This is a genomic window from Marinobacter sp. PE14, assembly GCF_053566155.1.
In genome coordinates, this window is sequence record NZ_JBQXNY010000004.1 from 68,699 (window position 1) to 88,818 (window position 20,120).

Annotated in this window: 15 protein-coding genes and 3 tRNA genes; 12 read left to right on the forward strand and 6 right to left on the reverse strand. The window is 57.5% G+C overall.

Annotated elements, in window-relative coordinates; all coding sequences use genetic code 11:
* Window positions 1–2 precede the first annotated feature (2 nt).
* The 3 genes from ACWJ62_RS13845 to ACWJ62_RS13855 all read right to left on the reverse strand — a co-directional run bounded on the left by ACWJ62_RS13845 (window position 3) and on the right by ACWJ62_RS13855 (window position 5,158).
* Complete coding sequence (locus ACWJ62_RS13845) at window positions 3–2,855, reverse strand: valine--tRNA ligase (protein WP_449286718.1); 2,853 nt, start codon at window positions 2,853–2,855, stop codon at window positions 3–5.
* Window positions 2,856–3,162: 307 nt separating this feature from the next.
* Window positions 3,163–3,678 carry a DNA polymerase III subunit chi gene (locus tag ACWJ62_RS13850; RefSeq protein WP_449286719.1) on the reverse strand — a complete coding sequence of 172 codons (516 nt, stop codon included), beginning with the start codon at window positions 3,676–3,678 and terminating at the stop codon, window positions 3,163–3,165.
* Window positions 3,665–5,158: a leucyl aminopeptidase gene (locus ACWJ62_RS13855; RefSeq protein ID WP_449286720.1), complete on the reverse strand. Its 1,494-nt coding sequence runs from the start codon at window positions 5,156–5,158 to the stop codon at window positions 3,665–3,667. Before ACWJ62_RS13855 ends, ACWJ62_RS13850 begins: the two co-directional genes overlap by 14 nt.
* A gap of 242 nt (window positions 5,159–5,400) precedes the next feature.
* Between ACWJ62_RS13855 and lptF the strand changes: the two genes are divergently transcribed.
* Window positions 5,401–6,504 carry an LPS export ABC transporter permease LptF gene (gene lptF / locus ACWJ62_RS13860; RefSeq protein ID WP_449286721.1) on the forward strand — a complete coding sequence of 368 codons (1,104 nt, stop codon included), beginning with the start codon at window positions 5,401–5,403 and terminating at the stop codon, window positions 6,502–6,504.
* Entirely contained in the window at window positions 6,497–7,558 is a 1,062-nt protein-coding gene (gene lptG / locus ACWJ62_RS13865; RefSeq protein ID WP_449286722.1) for an LPS export ABC transporter permease LptG, read from the forward strand. The genes lptF and lptG overlap by 8 nt, the downstream gene beginning before the upstream one ends.
* 28 nt (window positions 7,559–7,586) lie before the next feature.
* On the opposite strand, the gene ACWJ62_RS13870 is transcribed toward lptG, so the two are convergent.
* Window positions 7,587–8,126 (reverse strand): RDD family protein, encoded by a 540-nt coding sequence (locus tag ACWJ62_RS13870; RefSeq protein ID WP_449286723.1) that lies wholly within the window; start codon window positions 8,124–8,126, stop codon window positions 7,587–7,589.
* A gap of 141 nt (window positions 8,127–8,267) precedes the next feature.
* Here ACWJ62_RS13870 and alaS point away from each other — a divergent pair, with 141 nt between their 5' ends.
* From alaS to ACWJ62_RS13905, 7 genes are all read left to right on the forward strand, one after another.
* Complete coding sequence (gene alaS, locus ACWJ62_RS13875; RefSeq protein WP_449286724.1) at window positions 8,268–10,898, forward strand: alanine--tRNA ligase; 2,631 nt, start codon at window positions 8,268–8,270, stop codon at window positions 10,896–10,898.
* 105 nt (window positions 10,899–11,003) lie between these two features.
* A complete protein-coding gene (locus ACWJ62_RS13880; RefSeq protein ID WP_449286725.1) occupies window positions 11,004–12,242 on the forward strand; it encodes an aspartate kinase in 1,239 nt (412 codons plus the stop codon).
* Between the two features lie 189 nt (window positions 12,243–12,431).
* Window positions 12,432–12,629, forward strand: a complete 198-nt coding sequence (csrA, locus tag ACWJ62_RS13885) for a carbon storage regulator CsrA (protein WP_008172808.1) — start codon at window positions 12,432–12,434, stop codon at window positions 12,627–12,629.
* Between the two features lie 126 nt (window positions 12,630–12,755).
* Window positions 12,756–12,845: transfer RNA gene (locus ACWJ62_RS13890), tRNA-Ser, on the forward strand.
* A gap of 62 nt (window positions 12,846–12,907) precedes the next feature.
* Window positions 12,908–12,984: transfer RNA gene (locus tag ACWJ62_RS13895), tRNA-Arg, on the forward strand.
* Window positions 12,985–13,009: 25 nt separating this feature from the next.
* Window positions 13,010–13,086, forward strand: a tRNA-Arg gene (locus tag ACWJ62_RS13900).
* Between the two features lie 335 nt (window positions 13,087–13,421).
* Window positions 13,422–13,613, forward strand: coding sequence for a hypothetical protein (locus ACWJ62_RS13905; RefSeq protein ID WP_449286726.1), 192 nt, complete (start codon window positions 13,422–13,424; stop codon window positions 13,611–13,613).
* A gap of 73 nt (window positions 13,614–13,686) precedes the next feature.
* Here ACWJ62_RS13905 and ACWJ62_RS13910 read toward each other — a convergent pair whose 3' ends face one another.
* Together ACWJ62_RS13910 and ACWJ62_RS13915 are read right to left on the reverse strand one after the other, a co-directional pair.
* Window positions 13,687–15,543, reverse strand: a complete 1,857-nt coding sequence (locus ACWJ62_RS13910) for a methyl-accepting chemotaxis protein (protein WP_449286727.1) — start codon at window positions 15,541–15,543, stop codon at window positions 13,687–13,689.
* 253 nt (window positions 15,544–15,796) lie between these two features.
* Entirely contained in the window at window positions 15,797–16,333 is a 537-nt protein-coding gene (locus tag ACWJ62_RS13915; RefSeq protein ID WP_349519153.1) for a DUF2058 domain-containing protein, read from the reverse strand.
* A gap of 106 nt (window positions 16,334–16,439) precedes the next feature.
* On the opposite strand from ACWJ62_RS13915, the gene dbpA reads away from it, so the two are divergent.
* The 3 genes from dbpA to oadA all read left to right on the forward strand — a co-directional run bounded on the left by dbpA (window position 16,440) and on the right by oadA (window position 20,117).
* Window positions 16,440–17,813: an ATP-dependent RNA helicase DbpA gene (gene dbpA / locus ACWJ62_RS13920; RefSeq protein ID WP_449286728.1), complete on the forward strand. Its 1,374-nt coding sequence runs from the start codon at window positions 16,440–16,442 to the stop codon at window positions 17,811–17,813.
* Window positions 17,814–18,036: 223 nt separating this feature from the next.
* Window positions 18,037–18,288, forward strand: a complete 252-nt coding sequence (locus tag ACWJ62_RS13925; RefSeq protein WP_008172126.1) for an OadG family protein — start codon at window positions 18,037–18,039, stop codon at window positions 18,286–18,288.
* 41 nt (window positions 18,289–18,329) lie between these two features.
* The gene (gene oadA, locus ACWJ62_RS13930) at window positions 18,330–20,117 is read left to right on the forward strand and encodes a sodium-extruding oxaloacetate decarboxylase subunit alpha (protein ID WP_449286729.1); all 1,788 of its coding nucleotides are present in this window, start codon (window positions 18,330–18,332) and stop codon (window positions 20,115–20,117) included.
* The last annotated feature ends 3 nt before the right edge of the window (window positions 20,118–20,120 follow it).

The following is a 20,120-nucleotide window of genomic DNA, read 5'->3' on the forward strand; positions in this document are numbered from 1 at the left end:
GGTTACATGGCCTCGATATCTGCCCTTTGCTGGCTCAGGCGGGCCTGGCTGCTTTGGGCGTCCCGGAGTTTTTCCTGTTCCTTCTCGACCACCTCGGCCGGAGCCTTGGCCGTGAACTTCTCGTTACCCAGTTTACCCTCCAGGCGACCGATCTCTTTCTGTAGGCGTTCCAGCTCCTTGTCCAGACGCTTGAGTTCGGCATCCTTGTCAATCAGGCCGGCCATGGGAACCAGTACTTCCATGTCTCCCACCAGTTGGGTGGCAGACATGGGGGCTTTGTCACCCTCAAACCAGTCCAGGCTCTCCAGCTTGGCCAGGGAACTCAGGAACTGGCGATTGTCATTCATGCGACGCGGATCCTCTGCGTCTTTGCCGCGCAGCAATACCGGAATCTTCTTTGCCGGCGATATGTTCATTTCGCCCCGGATGTTCCGCACGGCAACGATCACGCCCTTGAGCCATTCAATATCAGCGGTAACCGCTGAATCCTGCTTGGTGGCATCCGGTTGCGGGTAGGCCTGCAGCATGATGCTGTCGCCAGTCTTGCCGGCCAGGGGCGCGATCCGCTGCCAGATTTCCTCGGTGATAAACGGCATCATCGGGTGCGCCAGGCGCAGAACGGATTCCAGTACGCGCACCAGGGTGCGACGGGTGCCACGTTTGGCTTCGGCACTGGCGTCTTCATCACTGAGTACCGGCTTGGACAGCTCCAGATACCAGTCGCAGTATTCGTTCCAGATGAACTCATAGAGCGCGTAGGCCGCCAGATCGAAGCGGTACTGGTCCAGGTGGCGGATCACGTCCTGCTCGCAGCTCTGCAGCTCGCTGATGATCCAGCGGTCTGCCAGAGACAGTTCCACGGGCTCGTCATTCACACCACAGTCTTCGCCTTCGGTGTTCATTAACACATAGCGGGCGGCGTTCCAGAGCTTGTTACAGAAGTTGCGGTAGCCTTCCAGGCGCTTCATATCCCAGTTGATGTCGCGGCCGGTCGTTGCCATGGCGGCAAGGGTGAAGCGCAGGGCATCGGTGCCGTGGGCGGTGATGCCCTCCGGGAATTCCTTTTTGGTGCGCTTGCCGATTTTCTCGGCCAGCTTGGGCTGCATCAGGTTGCCGGTTCGTTTCTCCAGCAGGTCATCCAGGCTGATGCCGTCGATCATGTCCAGCGGGTCGATCACGTTACCCTTGGACTTGGACATCTTGTCGCCGTGCTCGTCCCGGATAAGGCCGGTGACATACACAGTATGGAAGGGCACTTGGGGTGTGCCGTCTTCGTTCTTCATGAAGTGCATGGTCATCATAATCATCCGGGCAACCCAGAAGAAGATGATGTCGAAACCGGTCACCAGCACATCGGTTGGATGGAAGTTTTTCAGCCGTTCGGTGATCTCCGGCCAGCCCAGGGTGCCGAAGGTCCACAGGGCAGAGCTGAACCAGGTATCGAGAACGTCCTCGTCCTGTTCCAGGGCGACGTTGGCGTCCAGGCTGTGCTTCTGGCGAACTTCGTCTTCGCTGCGGCCAACGTAGATGTTGCCGTCGGCGTCGTACCAGGCCGGAATGCGGTGGCCCCACCAGAGCTGGCGCGAGATACACCAGTCCTGGATGTCGCGCATCCAGGCAAAGTACATGTTTTCGTACTGTTTCGGCACGAACTGAATGCGACCGTCTTCGACCGCTTCGATAGCTGGCTTGGCCAGGGTCTTGGCATCGGCAAACCACTGGTCGGTGAGCATCGGCTCGATAATCAGGCCGGAGCGGTCACCACGGGGGACGCTGAGGACGTGATCCTCGATATTCTCGACCAGTCCCTCGGTTTCCATGTCGGCGACGATCTGTTTGCGGGCCGCTTCGCGGGTCAACCCGGAGTAGGCGCCCGGCATGGTGCCGTCGAGTTCGGTGTTTTCGGTGCCGTCGGCATTGAATACTTCGGCCACGTCCCGGATGTTGGCATCCTGAGTCATGACATTGATCATCGGCAGGTCGTTACGCTTGCCCACGGCATAGTCGTTGAAGTCATGGGCCGGGGTGATCTTCACGCAGCCGGAGCCTTTTTCCGGATCGGCATGATGATCGGCCACGATGGGGATCCGCCGGTTCACCAGCGGCAGCATCACGTGCTTGCCAATCAGGTGCTGATAGCGCTCGTCTTCGGGATGCACGGCCACGGCCGTGTCGCCGAGCATGGTTTCAGGCCGGGTAGTGGCAACTACCAGATAATCCTTGCCATCCAGGGTTTGCGCACCGTCAGCCAGCGGGTAACGCAGGTGCCAGAAAAAGCCTTTTTCTTCTTTGTTTTCCACTTCCAGATCGGAAATGGCGGTGTGCAGTTTCGGGTCCCAGTTCACCAGCCGCTTGCCGCGGTATACCAGGCCTTCGTCGTACAGGCGGACAAACACTTCCTGCACGGCCTTGTAGAACCCGTCGTCCATGGTGAAGCGTTCGTTGTCCCAGTCGACGGAGTTGCCGAGGCGCCGGATCTGACGGGTAATGGTACCGCCCGAATGCTCTTTCCAGTCCCAGATGCGCTTGATGAACTCTTCCCGGCCCAGGTCATGGCGGGTTTTGTCTTCTTCAGCGGCCAGTTTGCGTTCAACCACCATCTGAGTGGCGATGCCGGCGTGGTCGGTGCCGACGGTCCACAGTGCGTTACGGCCCTGCATGCGCTTGAAGCGGGTGAGGGTGTCCATGATGGTGTGCTGGAAGGCGTGGCCCATGTGCAGGCTGCCGGTAACGTTGGGCGGCGGGATGGCAATGCTGTAGGAATCGCCTTCACCGCTGGGGCGGAAGTACCCTTTGGATTCCCAGTTTTCGTACCACTGGCGCTCGATGTTTTCTGGCTGGTAGGTTTTTTCCATGGGGTTCTGCAGTGACCGTTGGTTGATTCACAAGGGAAAATTGAGACGCACGATTATACATGGTCGCCCTGTTTGCGGCGAACCTTGGTGGTGGGTTCTTGATTCAGGACTGAGGCGTTGGCGCAGGTGGGTTTGGGAGAGGCTTTCCAAAACACGCTACGAGCACATCCATGTGCGCTTGTTTCGGGCCGTCCCTGGCCCTCAACAGTTTTGGAAAGCCTCTCCCAAACCCACTTTTCGAGTTATGTGCAATTCGCTTGCAAGTCAGAACCGTAGGTCGGGTTAGCAAAGCGTAGCCCGACAAAAACTACCCCCGTTTCCTGAGGTCATGCACCCGAGGCTCAATCCCCAACGTCCGCAATTGCTTGAAATGCGACCGAGCCTGATTGAGAACATTCGGGTCGTTATGGGCCACCAGCGCCAGCCGCTTAAAACGGTTCGCATCCGCCGGCAAGGTTGCCGAAAGAATGATCACGGTATCCCAATTCTCCGGAGTGGGCGGGCAGAGCAGGATGCCGACGGGATCGGAACAGCTGGTCGCCGAGTCGGGAACGATGCTGTGAGGGATGAACGCGTCGGGGCTGAAGTTCCAGAGCAGGTCGTCCAGTTCTTCTGCCTGTTGCATGGTATCGCAAACGATGCACACGCGGTCTCCCTGCTGCCAGGCTTTGTCCACGAGTTTGGCAGCGTGGAGATTGCGGGCGGCGGAGGTGTTCTGGGCGAGGATATGGAACCAGTAACGCTGGTTCCGATCCTCCTGCCCGGAAGATCCGGCAGCAGCGCTGCCGGGTTCCGGAGAAGGCACCGGGTTATTTCCCGGCATGGGACATCAGGTAGTCGACCAGCATGGGGACCGGCCGGCCAGAGGAGCCTTTGGCTTTGCCGGAGTGCCAGGCTGTGCCGGCGATGTCGAGGTGGGCCCAGCGGTAGTCCTTGGCGAACCGGGACAGAAAGCAGGCCGCGGTAATGGTGCCGGCCGGGCGGCCGCCAATGTTGGCCATATCGGCGAAGTTGCTGTCCAGCTGGCTCTGGTATTCGTCCCAGAGCGGCAGGCGCCAGGCACGGTCACCGGCACGTTCGCCGGCAGCCAGCAGTTCGTTGGCCAGGTCATCGTTATTGGCCAGCAGGCCGGTGGCGTGGTTGCCAAGGGCAATGATGCAGGCACCGGTCAGCGTCGCCAGATCAATGACGGCGGCCGGGTCAAATTTCTTCACGTAGGTGAGGGCGTCGCACAGTACCAGACGGCCTTCGGCGTCCGTGTTGAGGATTTCAACAGTCATGCCTGAGAGGGTGGTCACGATATCGCCAGGGCGGGAAGCGCCGCCATCCGGCATATTTTCTGCCGCGGCAATGACCGCAACAACGTTGATCTTGGGTTGGGTTTCGGCCAGGACTTTCATAGCGCCGAAGACACTGGCGGAGCCGCCCATGTCGTACTTCATCTCATCCATTCCCTCGCCAGGCTTCAGGCTGATGCCGCCGGTGTCGAAGGTGATGCCTTTACCGACAAGTACATGGGGCTTGTCCTTGGCCTTGCCGCCACGGTATTCCATCACGATCAGGCGCGGGGGTTGGGTGCTGCCTTTGCCCACGGCCAGAATGGTGTTCATGCCCATCTTTTCCATCTGCTTTTCGTCAAGCACTTCGGTCTTGATGCAGTCGTAATCCTTGGCCAGCTTCTTGGCTTGCTGAGCCAACCATTCCGGGTGACAGATGTTGGGCGGGGTGTTGCCCAGATCCCGGGTGAGATTCATGCCGCGGCCGGTGGCCAGGCCGAGGTTGAAGGCATCCTTGAGCGCTTTGCCCGCGCTTGAGGCGACCACAGCGACTTTGTTGAGCTTGCGGTCAGCAGGCTTTTCGCTCTTGAAGTCGTTGAAGGTGTAAAGCTGGTCTTCAAGGGTGCGGCCGATCAGGCTCAGCCGTGCGGCTTCGGAACTTACGGCCTCTTCGCCGGTGACCTCTGTGTCCGCCAGGGCGATGGCAACAGTTTTGGATGGGCCATCCTTGAGCGAGGTCATCATCGCGATCAGCGCCTTACGGTAGTTGGCGGGGCTGCGATCGGCATCCTTACCGGTGCCAATCACGAGCAGGCGGGTCCAGGGCTGATCGGTCAGGGGAATGGTCAGCGTCGTGGCATTCTTGCCGGACAGGTCGCCGGCCTTATGGAGTGTCTTGATCAGCCCGCCCAGCGCCTCATCGGCCTGATTTGTCGAATCGGGCCAAGTACCTTTCTCAGGCAAGCCAACTACGAGACAGTCTGCTTTGGTGCTGGCGATGGCTTTACTGCTCAGGCTGAAATTCATGGCAACTCCTGTTGATTGTTCACGAGGCTCCCGCCGGCGGCGGGAATCGTTCTTGATTGTGATCTATTCTAGCATTGGGGCTTGCCGGGGAATTATCAAGCGATTGGCGTGGCTTCCGCGCCTGTCTGTGCCTTCATACCGGTGTAATACCGCTACTCTGTCATTCGGCACCAAGGTTACATAGAATACGCGCAGTTCCCAGCGACCTCCACGTTTCAGCGGATACGGCCAGAGAGACCGATTTGAGCATTATTTTCCGTTACCTCATACGCCAGATCATGATCAGCATGGTTGCCGTTTCGGGCATCCTGCTGCTGGTGTTCATGAGCGGCCGTTTCCTGAAGTATCTCGACAGTGCGGCCCAGGGCAGCATTTCGGCCGGTGTACTGCTGGAGATCATGGCCTTCCGGTTTCCGGGTTTTCTTGAACTGATACTGCCCCTCGGACTGTTCATCGGCATCCTGCTCGCCTATGGGCGCATGTACCTCGAAAGCGAAATGACTGTCCTGTCCGCCTGTGGGGTGAGTGACAAGGCGCTATTGGGAAAAACCCTTCTGGGCAGTCTGCCAGTGATGGTCATTGTCGGTGCCATGAGTCTTTACGTGTCGCCCTGGGGAATGAACCAGGTTCAGGAAATCCTGAATGAACAACGGAAGGCAACCGAGTTTGAAATGCTTGCGCCCGGGCGCTTCCAGGATTTTTCCTCTGGTGGGCGGGTGACCTATACCGAGGCTTTGAGTGAAGACAAACGCCAGTTGCAGGGGGTTTTTATTGCGGAGTATGCGCCGGACGGGCGTGGTCTGACGATCATAACCGCAGACTCCGGCTCCCAGTTGATAGATCCGGAGACCGGCAGCCGTTTTCTCATACTGGAAAACGGCGGTCGCTTTGAGGGCGCTGCGGGCCAACTGAATTACAATGTGATCGATTTCGAAGCCTATGGTTTGAAAATTGAGGGCGGTGAGGCTGGCACCAAGCAGAGGGAAGAGGGCGCCAGCACCTGGAGCCTGATCCAGTCAGACCGCCTGGAAGATCGTGCGTTGCTGCACTGGCGGTTTTCGCTGCCACTCATTGTGCCAATCGTAACGTTGCTGGCAGTGAGCCTGAGCCGCGTGAATCCACGCCAGGGCCGGTTCTTTCATCTGTTGCCGGCAATGCTTGTCTACATTACTTATCTTGGCCTGCTCATCGTAGCCCGGGACTGGCTGGCGGCCGGTAAGGTCCCGGAATGGCTGGGCATGCTGTGGGTCCATGCGCTGTTCCTCGGCTTTGGGTTATGGCTTCAGTTCGGCCCAGCCTGGTTACACCGGCGGCGCCTGATTCGGGATGGGGGTGCTCGTGCGTAAGATTGACGGGTATGTAATGCGCACGGTCGGCGGTGCGATGTTCCTCGTGATGATGGTGGTGTTGTCCCTTGACCTCATTTTTGCGTTCATCGCCGAACTGGATGACATCCGCAACAACTACCAGATCCTGGACGCACTCTGGTATGTCTTTCTGACCCTGCCAAGACGAATCTACGACTACTTGCCGCTGGGCGCCTTCATGGGTTGCCTGGTGGGCCTGGGTTCTATGGCCAGTTCCTCGGAGTTGACGGTTGTGCGCGCTGCGGGCGTATCGCTCAAGCGTATCGTCTGGTCTGCGATGAAGCCGGCGCTGGTTATCGTGGTTCTGGGTGTATTGATTGGCGAGTATCTGGCCCCGCCTGCTGAGCGGGTGGCTCAGAGTTACAAGGCCGTGGCATTGGGCGCCGGTAGCAACGTGGCGTCGGCCTCAGGGGTCTGGCACAAGGAAGGGGATTCATACATCCATCTGAATGCCGTTCAACCGAATGGCGTCCTGCATGGCGTGTCGCGTTTCCAGTTTGATGATGATCGGCAGTTGCTGGCCGCAAGTTTTGCGGAGCGAGCGATTTATCAGGGCGACAACTGGTTGCTGGAGAATGTTCGCACCACTCGTTTCGAGAATGATCGAACCGTCCGGGTTGACGACCGGACCCTGCGCTGGGAAACCGGCCTCTCGCCCGGCGTTCTCAGCGTGTTGATTGTAAAGCCGGAAAATCTTTCGATGACCGGGCTTTACACATATGCCACCTATCTTGGCGAGCAAAGCCTGAATGCCTCCAGCTATTGGCTGGCGTTCTGGAAGAAGGCGCTGATGCCTCTGGGAACGGCGGTCATGGTGCTGGTAGCAATATCCTTCATCTTTGGGCCATTGCGCTCGGTCACCATGGGTTTCCGGGTTTTCACCGGGCTGTTGGTGGGGCTTCTCTTCAAATATATGCAGGATTTTCTTGGGCCAATGAGCCTCGTATACGGGTTCAATCCGATGCTCGCGGTGCTGGTACCCATTGCGGTTAGCGCCATTGCTGGCGCCATCCTCATGCGACGGGCTGGTTGACCAGCCTCGGACTCCCGCCGGTTGGCCCTTACTTTTTAGACGCTTCTTTAGGTACCGATACGACCACGCTGCCAGAGAGGCGGTCGGTAATTGACAGACCATTGATCGGATAGAACAGCGCAACAATAGCCGGAATGCCCAGAAACAGCGTCGCAGCTCCGAGGTAGTAGCTGCCCAGAAGTGTCAGGAAGATCACAGCAGCCGCCGTCACGTAACGCCTGAGCGCCTTGCTCCAGCTCACCGAAGTGCCATCAATGTTTTCAATGCGAATCCGCCAAACCTGCATTCCCAGGGTCTGGCCAATGCGCGTCCAGAAATAGGCGAAGAACAGGTAGAGGATCAGGAATAGCGTGAATGTCAGCCCCGGGTCCCCGGAAAGCTGGCCTGCTTCGGCCATCTGCTCGTACCTGTCCCAGCCGGTGGTCCAGCCGGCCACCATGGTGTATCCCCAGGTAGCGACAAGCAGCACGGCAATGCTGATCAAACCGTCGTAAATAATGGCAAGGGCACGTTTTAGGGCGGTGGCTGGTGGGAATAGTTCCTCGGCGTCATGGAAGCGTCGGGGCATGGAATCTCCTGTGATGTTTCACGTTTTTCCTGTTCTCGGCGTGTGCTAGAGTAGCGGATTTGCACAAGCATGTAAGTATTCGTATTCAATCGCGGACCGGGCGGCATTTCCGCCGGGTTTCTGGAAAGGTATCAAAGGGCTATGAAAACCGCAGAGTTGCGACAGGCATTCCTCGATTATTTCAAGCAGCAAGGTCACACCATTGTTTCAAGTAGTTCGCTGGTACCTGCGGACGACCCCACATTGTTGTTTACGAATGCGGGAATGAACCAGTTCAAGGACCTGTTCCTGGGTCGTGAAGAGCGCGACTACACACGGGCAACCTCCTCCCAGAAATGTGTCCGTGCTGGCGGCAAGCATAACGACCTCGAAAACGTCGGCTACACCGCCCGTCACCACACCTTTTTCGAGATGCTGGGCAACTTCAGTTTCGGTGATTACTTCAAGCGGGAAGCGATCAACTACGCGTGGACATTCCTGACCGGCGAAAACTGGCTGAACCTGCCCCAGGAAAAACTCTGGGTGACTGTTTACGCGGAAGACGACGAAGCCTTCGATATCTGGAACAAGGAAATCGGCGTGCCGGCAGACCGTATCGTCCGTATCGGCGATAACAAAGGTGGCCGTTACGCATCTGACAACTTCTGGCAGATGGGGGACACCGGTCCTTGCGGCCCATGCACCGAAATTTTCTATGATCACGGCCCGGATGTCGCTGGTGGTCCCCCCGGATCACCGGAGGAGGACGGCGACCGTTATATCGAAATCTGGAATGTGGTGTTCATGCAGTACAACCGCACCGCCGACGGTGAGATGCTGAAGCTGCCCAAGCCGTCTGTTGATACCGGCATGGGGCTGGAGCGAATCACGGCGGTTCTGCAGGGTGTGCATAGCAACTATGAGATTGATCTGTTCCAGGATTTGCTGGCAGCCGCCTCGCAGATTCTGGGCGGTGCCGCAACGACGGAAGCGTCTTTGCGCGTGGTCGCGGACCACATCCGCTCCTGCGCGTTCCTGATCTCGGACGGTGTCATGCCCTCCAACGAGGGGCGCGGTTTTGTGCTGCGCCGCATCATTCGTCGTGCCGCGCGCCACGGTAACAAGCTGGGTGCCACTGGGCCTTTCTTCTACAAGCTTACCGGCGCCCTGTGCGAGCTGATGGGCGATGCATTCCCGCAACTGGTCAGCAGCCGCAAACAGATTGAAAAGGTGTTGCTCCAGGAAGAGGAGCAGTTTGCCAAGACCCTGGACAAGGGCCTGCGCCTGCTTGAGCAGGACATTGCCGAGCTCAAGGGTACCGAGATTCCGGGAGAGACAATCTTCACCCTCTACGACACCTATGGATTTCCGGTCGACCTGACCAACGACATCGCCCGCGAGCGAGGCCTGACGCTGGATTACGAAGGTTATGAGAAGTCGATGGAAGCTCAGCGCGAGCGGGCCCGGGCAGCGAGCAAATTCGGAATCGACTACAACGCCGCGGGCCTGCAGCTTGAGGGCAAGACTGAGTTCACCGGTTACGAGCATATTGACGGTCACGAGAAAATCCGTGCAGTCATCGTCAACGGCGAGGAAAAGACCGCCGAAGCCGGTGATGAGGCCGTTGTGGTGCTTGAGCGCACGCCGTTTTATGGCGAGTCTGGGGGCCAGGTGGGCGATACCGGTCTGCTGACCTGGAGCGGTGGCCGATTCAAAGTAACGGATACTCGCAAGGAAGGGGATAACCACCTGCATCTTGGTACTCTGATCGAAGGCGAGCTGTTTCCGGGCCTGGAAGTTGATGCCCGGATTGATCACGTCCGCCGCGAGCGCACCAAACGTAACCACTCCGCCACTCACTTGCTGCACGCCGCCCTGCGCAAGGTATTGGGTGAGCATGTGAGCCAGAAGGGTTCACTGGTGGATCCGGATAAACTGCGTTTCGATTTCTCCCATTTCGAGGCCGTTACCCCGGAGCAGCTTCGCGAGATCGAGCACCAGGTGAACGAGCAGATTCTGGAGAACAGCCCGGTCCAGACCGAAATTACCGACATGGAGAAGGCCCAGGAAAAGGGTGCCATGGCGCTGTTCGGGGAAAAGTACGGAGATGTGGTGCGCGTACTCAGCATGGGTACCGATAACTACTCCGTTGAACTCTGCGGTGGTACACACGTTGCCCGCACCGGTGACATTGGTCTTTTCCGTATTACCTCTGAGAGTGGTATCTCGTCCGGCGTGCGTCGTATCGAAGCCGTTACCGGCATGGGCGCGCTGGACTGGATCGACGGCACCGAGCGTACCCTTCGCGAGGCAGCCCGCCTGGTGAAAGGCTCCCGCGAGTCCGTGATTGAAAAGGTCCAGCAGACCATCGACCGCAACCGTCAGCTCGAGAAGGAAGTGGATGCCCTGAAGGCAAAACTTGCCTCTTCTGCCGGCACCGATCTGGCCAGCACCGCTGTCGACGTCGGTGGGCTCAAGGTAGTGGCATCCGAAATGGAGGGCGCTGACCGCAAGGCCCTGATGGAAACGGCCGATCAGTTGAAAAACAAGCTAGGCGAGGGTGTTGTGGTGCTCGCCAGTGTGGAAGACGGCAAGGTGACCCTGGTTGCCGGTGTCACAAAATCGGCCACTGGCCGGATCAAGGCCGGGGACTTGATGAAGCATCTGGCCGCTCAAGTTGACGGCAAGGGCGGAGGGCGACCCGATATGGCTCAGGGCGGTGGTAACGATCCGTCCAAGCTGGAGGATGCCCTGGCGGGTGTTGCCGGCTGGGTCGAGAAAAATATCGCTTAAGCAACTGTTTTTGTAGGCGGGCTGGGGTTTATAATCCTGCCCGTTTCTTCTAAGTGGCGGAGCATCACTCCGCTGTGAGTCCCCGTTTCGGATATTGGGAAAACAATGGCTCTGTTGGTTCAGAAATTTGGTGGCACATCGGTTGGAACAACCGAGCGTATTGAAGCGGTAGCCGACAAGGTGTGCCGTTTCCGTAAGGAAGGTCATGATGTTGTTGTCGTGGTTTCCGCCATGAGCGGTGAAACCAACCGGTTGATCGGCCTGGCGAACAACATCATGGAGGAGCCGACACCGCGTGAGATGGATGTGCTGGTATCCACCGGTGAGCAGGTAACTATTGCGCTGCTGTCCATGGCCCTGCAGAAGCGTGGCTGTGAAGCACGATCCTATACCGGCTCGCAGGTGCGCATACTGACCGACAGCAGCCATACCAAGGCGCGGATCAAACAGATCGATGAGCAGCGCATGCGCGAAGATCTGGATGCTGGTCGAGTGGTTGTGGTTGCCGGATTCCAGGGCATAGACGAGAGTGGAAACATCACCACGCTCGGACGCGGCGGCTCCGATACCACAGCGGTGGCTCTGGCGGCAGCGCTCAGAGCAGACGAATGCCAGATCTACACTGACGTTGACGGTGTATACACAACCGATCCAAGGGTTGTCGACACCGCGCGCAGGCTTGAACGGATTACGTTCGAGGAAATGCTTGAAATGGCGAGCCTGGGTTCGAAAGTGCTCCAGATCCGCTCGGTAGAATTTGCAGGTAAATACAACGTTCCATTAAGGGTTCTTTCCAGCTTCCAGGAAGGCGAAGGCACCCTGATTACTCTTGAGGATGAAAACGCCATGGAACAACCGGTTGTTTCCGGCATCGCTTTTAACCGTGATGAAGCCAAACTGACCATTGCCGGCGTACCGGACACCCCGGGCAGCGCGCTGCGCATTCTGAAGCCGGTGAGTGACGCCAATATCGAAGTGGATATGATCGTGCAGAACGTGGGTGAGGATAACCGCACTGCCTTCACGTTTACCGTCCATCGCAATGATTTCAAGCGTGCGAAAGAGGTGCTTCAGCGTGTTGCTGACGAACTGGGCGCTCGTGAAGTAGCCGGCGACAGCAAGATTGCCAAGGTCAGCATCGTGGGTGTCGGTATGCGTTCCCACGCAGGTGTGGCAACCCAGATGTTCGAGGCGCTGTCCAACGAGGGTATAAACATCCAGATGATCTCCACATCAGAAATCAAGATTTCCGTGGTGATCGACGAGAAATACCTTGAGCTTGCGGTTCGCGCGCTTCACAGTGCATTTGAACTGGACAAGCCCGCGGTATCGGAAGAGGCCTGAAAAGCGCAGATAAAAGGTCGGTCTGCGGGGCCTCCGAAAAAAGGGCATCATATACTGAGCCTATGACAAACGTGCACCGTATAAGGGAATGTGCGTCTACAGATCAGTAAGTGATCCCACTATAAAAGCAATAAATAGATCAAAAAACCATTTATCGGAACAGGTAGCTCTGGATAGGGAGTAAGGGATATGTTGATTTTGACTCGCCGCGTGGGCGAAACTCTGATGGTCGGCGACGATATCACCGTCACCGTCCTGGGAGTGAAAGGCAATCAGGTGCGCATTGGCGTGAATGCCCCGAAAGAAGTTGCGGTACACCGTGAAGAAATCTACCAGCGGATTCAGTCGGAAAAAGGCTCTGAAGAGCCCGAGCCCGGCAACAGCTGAGAGACAGAAAGCCGTTCAAGGGAAACCTGAACGGCTTTTTTGATGGTGTGGGGAAACGGGCCCGAAAAATCTCGTGTCAACCCTATGAAAACAGAAAAATTATGGTAGTATACGCCCCGTTCTCAAGGAGAGGTGGGTGAGTGGCTGAAACCAGTTCCCTGCTAAGGAACCGTACGAGCAATCGTACCGAGGGTTCGAATCCCTCCCTCTCCGCCATTTCCCTTTCGGGAAGGCGAGACAGGTTGAAGTAGCATTCAACCACAGCAATTGATCAATGTGCGGCTGTAGCTCAGCTGGATAGAGTACCTGGCTACGAACCAGGCGGTCGGAGGTTCGAATCCTCCCAGCCGCGCCATCGATCAACCTGCCACAAGTTTTAAGCGGCTGTAGCTCAGCTGGATAGAGTACCTGGCTACGAACCAGGCGGTCGGAGGTTCGAATCCTCCCAGCCGCGCCATATAAAGACCAAAGCGCCTCAGTTTGTGCACGCCACAGGCTGGGGCGTTTTGCTTTGTATAGCTGGGAGGATTTGAACCGATAAGAGGTTCGACCGAAACCCGCACAGTGGGTTGAGGAACGCCGGAGCAAAGCGACGGCGACCCCGGAGGGGTGAGGGCCAAAGGCCCGAATAATCCTCCCAGCCGCGCCATATCAAATAAAGAGCCCCGCCTTGTGCGGGGTTTTTTATTTGTCCCCGATCAATTTCGGATTGATCATTATTTGCCCAAATGCCTTCCTTGAACCTAACCTTAAGGGTGTAGGGAAATCCGTTTTCAGGAAGGAGATCTAATCATGAACAAAACAGTGAACGGTAGCTATAGAGACCACGATCAGGCGAAGAACGCCTGGGATGACCTTATTGCAACCGGTATCCCTCGCGACAACATTTTCATCGACGAGGAGGCCATGGTGGTGAAGGTCAGCGTGCCTGCTGAGACCGAAAGGGAAATCCTGGAGATATTCGAGCGGCACCAGCTCCACTGAGCTAGACCGACGCCAGGAAAAAGAGCGAGCAGGCAACCAGGAAGAGTTGCCTGCCTCTTTTGCTTTGGAAGGCCTAAAGCCGGAATCGCGCTACCAGGTTCTGCAAATCGCTGCCCAGTCTGGCCAGTTCGCTGCTGGAGCTGGCGGTCTGGTTCGATGAGGCGGCGGACTGATCGGTAACATCCCGAATGCTGGTAATGTTCTGGTTGATTTCCTCGGCCACCGAGGTCTGTTGTTCGGAGGCTGTGGCAATCTGACTGTTGTACTGTTTGATCTCCTCTACAGCACGGGCAATGCGCTCAATGGTCGTTCCGGTTGCCGTGGCACGTTCAAGGGTGTTCGAGGCCATGGTGGTGCTGGACTCCATGGCGGACACCGAGTCACCGGCGCTGTTCTGAAGTGATGTTACCAGCGTCTCGATTTCCCGGGCCGATGATTGTGTTCGCTGTGCGAGCGAGCGCACCTCGTCGGCCACCACGGCAAAACCGCGACCCTGCTCGCCAGCCCGTGCTGCTTCAATGGCGGCGTTCAGTGCCAGGAGGTTGGTCTGTTCGGCGACAGATTTGATCACATCCAGAACGGTGCCGATGTTGGCGGTTTCTTTCTGCAATCCCTGGATGGTTTCCATGCTCTGGCTGACTTCCCGTGCCAGGTTGTTGACCTGATCCACTGTCGCGCGGACTTCCCGCTCACCATCGCTTGCCTGGCTGGCCGCATCGGTGGCCACCGAAAAGGCCTGTTCGGCGCTGCGGGCGATCTCGCCAACGGTTGCGGTCATTTCGTTCATGGCCGTGGCAACCTGATCGGTTTCCTGCTTCTGGCGATTGATGCCATCGCTGGTCTGGCTGGTAACGGTTGAGAGTTCCTCTGCCGAGGCGGCAATATTGGACGCCCCTGACTCGATACTTCTTACCAATTCCCGGAGGCTGGTCACCATGGTCGCCAGGGCAGCCATCAGCCGGCCGATCTCGTTGGTGCCGCTCGCCTTGATATCCACGGTCAGGTTACCAGAGGCTACCTCGGAGGCGATGTTCACTGCCTGGTTAACGGGGGAGACAATGGCGCGGGTAATGAGGAAGGCCATCAGGATGCCGAGCACCAGAGCGATGCCGGTGGCGCCGAAAATCAGCCAGGATGCCTGCTGGCGGTCGGCTTCCATCTTCTTCGCCTGAAGTGCCCGGAGGTTGTTCGCCGATTCAATGGCACTCCTCGCCGTGCTGACCATATCATCCGACAGCTGCTCTCCCGCGTTTGTCAGATCCACAACCGCTCGGAATTCGCTGACATAGGTGTCGAGCGCCGCATTGATCTGTTCTTTTTCCTCGGCAGTGATCGCTGCTGATTTGAGTGGGCCCTGAACCCTTTTTGCATCATCCAGATATGCCTTAACGCTTGCATCGTCCTGTTCGATGAGGAACTTGCGTTCAGACCGGCGCATATCCTCGAAAATCGCCGAGGCAAAGAACAGTGAGCTGTGGGCCTTCAACGAGGATCCGAAGATGCGTGCGCTGGTCTCAAGGCGTTCAAGCGCTTCTTCGCGCTCACCGATGTTTGTCTCAACCTGCCCCATCAGCTGCTGGTAGTTTTTTACATCAGCCTGAATCTGGCTCAGCGTTTTGATGTCTTCCGGGGCTGCAAGCAATGGTCCGATATCATTGGTCAGCTCGAGGACCCGGTCGCCCTGGGCCTGGGTTCTGGTAACAGCCTGCGCTTCACCGGTCAGCAGGAAGTTTTTCTCTTCAACCCGGGCTTCGGTCAGGTTGGTGTTTACCTGCCCGAGCATGGCAACGATATTCGATCGTTGGCCGTAGCTTTCCAGGGCGCGGTCGCCCACCAGACCAACCAGGATGGTCAGAAGCAGCAGGATGGCAAACCCTCCGGCCAGCCGGGTCCGGATAGTCATGTTGCTGAAGAGGTCTGAAAAACGCATTGTTGCTTTGTCCCTGAACGATGTGAGATTGGCCGGCCCAACTTCGATAGCGCCTCTCTCCGGCCACGAGCCGGGGGAAGGGATTCTGATACGCAAGGAAGGATAAAGGTGCCTTTCATTTGACTTATATTAAGGCGGTTTACGGCAGGGTATTCCAGAACTTTACAGTAACAGATGATTACCGGCTGTTTTTTAACGTGATACGCAATGGCGGCGCGCCAGTTCCGATTGCTATCAGAACCAGCGCGGATGGCTACCACATAAGATCGTCAGGAATCTCGTAGCCTGCGTAAGGATCATCCTCACCCGCATCGTCCTGTTTGCGATCATGAAGTACTACCACGGCGCTCTCATCCCGCTCCATGATTTTCCGGGCAACGCCTTCAGCCACAATCTCGTAATTGTCGTTCACGAAAACAATCGCGAGGCGGCCGCGAGATAGCTGATCGACCATGGTGTCGTCCACGAAGAGCTTCTTGATCTTCTTGTCATGAACAAACTGGTAGGAGGTTTCGCCCCGGCTGCGATCCAGTCGATTGGTCTCCACCAACTGACGGATCTGGGCGTGGATGGCTTTTTTCTCGGCAGCGCGCTGGCGCTCCAGGTTGAGCTGCCGATCCCGTTCGGCTTTTTCTTCCCGAGCCTCGCGCGCCCGGATCTCGGCCTCGTTAACCTCGACAGCGCCCTTGGGTTGCTGCTTTCTTTTCTTCCGTTTTTCGCTGCGAATGGCTTTGGCCTTCTTCTCGTCGGCAAGGCCGGCCTTCAGCAATTGATCCTGCAGGGATGCCATCAGTAACTCCGTTCTTTCGTTGCAGATTCTGGTATCATTTCGGCCTAGTATACGCCCTCATTATTGCCTTCATAACCAGCTTCCGCTGATTCCGGGATTTTCTTCTATGTCTTCTTTTACTGACTTTGGCCTGTCCACTGCCATGTGCGCGAACCTCGACCAGCTGGGGTTTGCCGAACCCACAGAGATTCAGGCGAAGGCCCTTGCCCCGGGGCTGGCGGGAAAAGACATCATTGCCATGGCCAAAACCGGTAGCGGCAAAACGGCGGCGTTTGGCATCAGCCTGGTTGAACGGCTCAATCCCCGGCTGTTTGCGGTTCAGGCGCTCGTGCTTTGCCCGACCCGTGAGCTGGCAGACCAGGTGGCCAAGGCCATCCGGGAGCTGGCGCGGGCTCGGGACAATATCAAGGTGCTGACTCTGTGTGGTGGTGTTGCCATCGGTCCCCAGATCGGGTCCCTGAGCCATGGCGCCCATATTGTTGTGGGTACCCCGGGCAGGATTCAGGACCACCTGCGCAAGCAGACCCTCTCGCTGGCGCGGCTTAAAACCGTGGTGCTTGATGAGGCGGACCGAATGCTGGATATGGGTTTTCAGGAGGCGATGGAAGACATCCTGTCCCAGACGCCGCCATCACGCCAGACCATGATGTTTTCGGCGACCTGGCCGGCGCCCATCCGTGAATTGAGCAAGCAGTACCAGAAAACCCCGGTGGACGTTCGGGCCGAGGACACCGGCGACAACCCCGATATTGAAGAGTTGTTCTACGAAGTGTCGCCACAGTCCAAATCGGACGCCATCGTGGCGCTGCTTTCCGAGCGTCAGCCCGAGTCCTGTATCGTTTTCTGCACCACAAAACAGCAGTGCGACGACATGGCGGCGGAGCTCGGTGAGCGGGGTTTCTCCGCGCTGCCTTTGCATGGAGATCTGGAGCAAAGGGATCGAGACAGCGTGCTGGTGCGCTTTGGTAATCAGAGCTGCTCTATCCTGGTTGCCACCGATGTGGCTGCCCGTGGCCTGGACATAAAGTCTCTGCCTCTGGTTATCAACGCCGAACCTGCGCGGGACCCTGAAGTTCATACCCATCGCATCGGGCGCACCGGCCGGGCGGGGGAGCAGGGTCATGCCGTTACCTTCTGCACGCCGTCCCAAGGCCACAAGATTACCCGTATCGAGTCCGAAAGAGGCCGCAGCGTGACATGGGGAGACACGGAGAAACTTCTGGCGACGCCGCTGAAACCGGTCGTGCCCGCCATGAAGACCCTTTGCATTGCCGGTGGTCGCAAAGACAAGGTTCGTCCGGGCGATGTCCTGGGTGCCCTGACCGGGGAAGCAGGCCTGCCCGGCAAGGCTGTCGGCAAGATCGATCTTTTTGACCATCAGTGTTTCGTGGCAGTTGAGAAGTCGCTTGCAGGTAAGGCATTGGCCAGGCTCGAAAGTGGCAAGGTCAAGGGTCGGAAAATACGCGTTCGATATGCCTGAATGAGAATTGCTTCGTCTGTATAAATGCGTGTCTTTTCGGGCCGCGACGCTCGGAAACCCCGTATAGATTTTTGCATTCAGGTTGCCCGGGCACCCTGAAAACGGTAAATTACGCAGGATTTTGCCCCCCGAATTGTCGCGGAAGCGTGTTAGACCTTAGTCTAACTGGTCAGTCCGGGCAAAGATCGGGAGAAATATAAATCAATACAGGTAGCTGTTCGATATGAATGACCTGATGTCACAAGCCGTCGATCTGATGATTGCCGGAATGGGGTTTGTATTCGTGTTCCTCATTATTCTGGTGTTCGCGACACTCCTCATGTCCAAGCTCATAGGACGGTTTGCGCCGCCAGAGCCGGCAACCCCGGCCAAAACGCCACGTGCCAAGCCGAAGGCGCCCGCGTCGGTTGACCCTGACACCGCCGAGGCCATCAAGAAGGCGATTGCACAATTCCGGTCGCGCCACAAGAAGTGAACCGGTGAAAGACTAGAACCTTTAAACAGAAGGCTGACACGATGACTGACACAAAGAAACCGCTGGGGATTACGGACGTTATTCTGCGTGACGCCCACCAGTCCCTGCTTGCCACCCGTATGCGGCTGGATGACATGCTGCCTATTGCCGAGAAACTCGACAAGGTCGGTTTCTGGTCCCTCGAATCCTGGGGCGGCGCTACCTTTGATTCCTGCATCCGCTACCTGGGCGAAGACCCCTGGGAGCGCATCCGCGAGCTGAAAAAAGTCATGCCCAACACCCAGCAGCAGATGCTTCTGCGTGGCCAGAACCTGTTGGGTTATCGTCATTATGCGGATGATGTGGTTGACCGTTTCTGTGAGCGTGCCGCCGAGAATGGTGTCGACGTATTCCGTATTTTCGATGCGATGAACGATCCCCGTAACCTGGATCGCGCCATCAAGGCCGTTCGCAAGACCGGTAAGCACGCCCAGGGCACCATTGCTTACACAACCAGCCCGGTTCACACCATTGAGATGTGGGTTGAGCTGGCGAAAGAAGTCGCCGACATGGGCGCAGATTCTATCGCGATCAAGGACATGGCGGGTATTCTCAAGCCGTACGTGGCCTATGACCTGGTCAGCCGTCTGAAGAAAGAGCTGGACATCCCGATTCACATGCAGTGCCACGCCACCACCGGCATGTCGACCGCCACCGCTATCAAGGCTGCGGAAGCCGGTATCGATAACGTGGATACGGCCATCTCCTCCATGAGCATGACCTACGGTCACTCGCCCACGGAAGCCGTGGTTGCGATTCTGGAGGGCACTGACCGTGACACCGGCCTGGACCTCAACCTGCTTGAAGAAATCGCCAGCTACTTCCGCCAGGTGCGCAAGAAGTATGCGAAATTCGAAGGCAGCCTGCGTGGAACCGATTCCCGCATCCTGATTGCCCAGGTACCGGGTGGCATGCTCACCAACATGGAAAACCAGCTGCGTGAGCAGAACGCCAGCGACAAGTTCGACCAGGTTCTGGACGAGATTCCCAAGGTTCGCGAAGACCTGGGCTTCATCCCGCTGGTAACCCCGACTTCCCAGATCGTCGGTACCCAGGCGGTACTGAATGTTCTGACCGGCGAGCGTTACAAGTCTATCTCCAAAGAAACCTCCGCAATCCTGAAAGGCGAGTACGGTGCTGCACCGGCGCCGATGAATAAGGAGCTGCAGGAGCGTGTTCTGGATGGCAAAGAACCTGTGACCTGTCGTCCGGCCGATCTGCTTGAGCCGGAAATGGACAAGCTGACTGACGAGCTCAAGAAGCTTGCCGACGAGAAGGGCATCAAGCTGTCCGACAACGTCGAAGACGACGTTCTGACCTACGCGCTGTTCCCGCAGATTGGTCTGAAGTTCCTGGAAAACCGTGACAACCCGGATGCGTTCGAGCCGGTTCCGACCGCCGAAAGCGCGGCTCCGGCCAAGAAGTCTGAAGGCCCCGAGACCTACACCGTTGAAGTGAACGGCAAGAAGTTTGTGGTTGCCGTTTCCGAAGGTGGCGAGATCAGCCAGATCCAGGGCGAGGGCGGTGCTGCCTCCGCACCGGCTGCGTCCTCGGCTCCGGCACCTGCTGCAGGTGAAGGCGAGCCTGTGGTTGCTCCGCTGGGCGGCAACATCTTCAAAGTCCTGGTTTCACCGGGTGACACCGTGGAAGAGGGCGATGTGATGATTATCCTCGAGGCCATGAAAATGGAAACCGAGGTTCGCGCGCCGAAAGCCGGCACAATCGGTGAAGTCTTCATCAAGGTCGGTGATGCCGTATCCCCTGATGACGAAATGCTGACAATCGCATAAAGG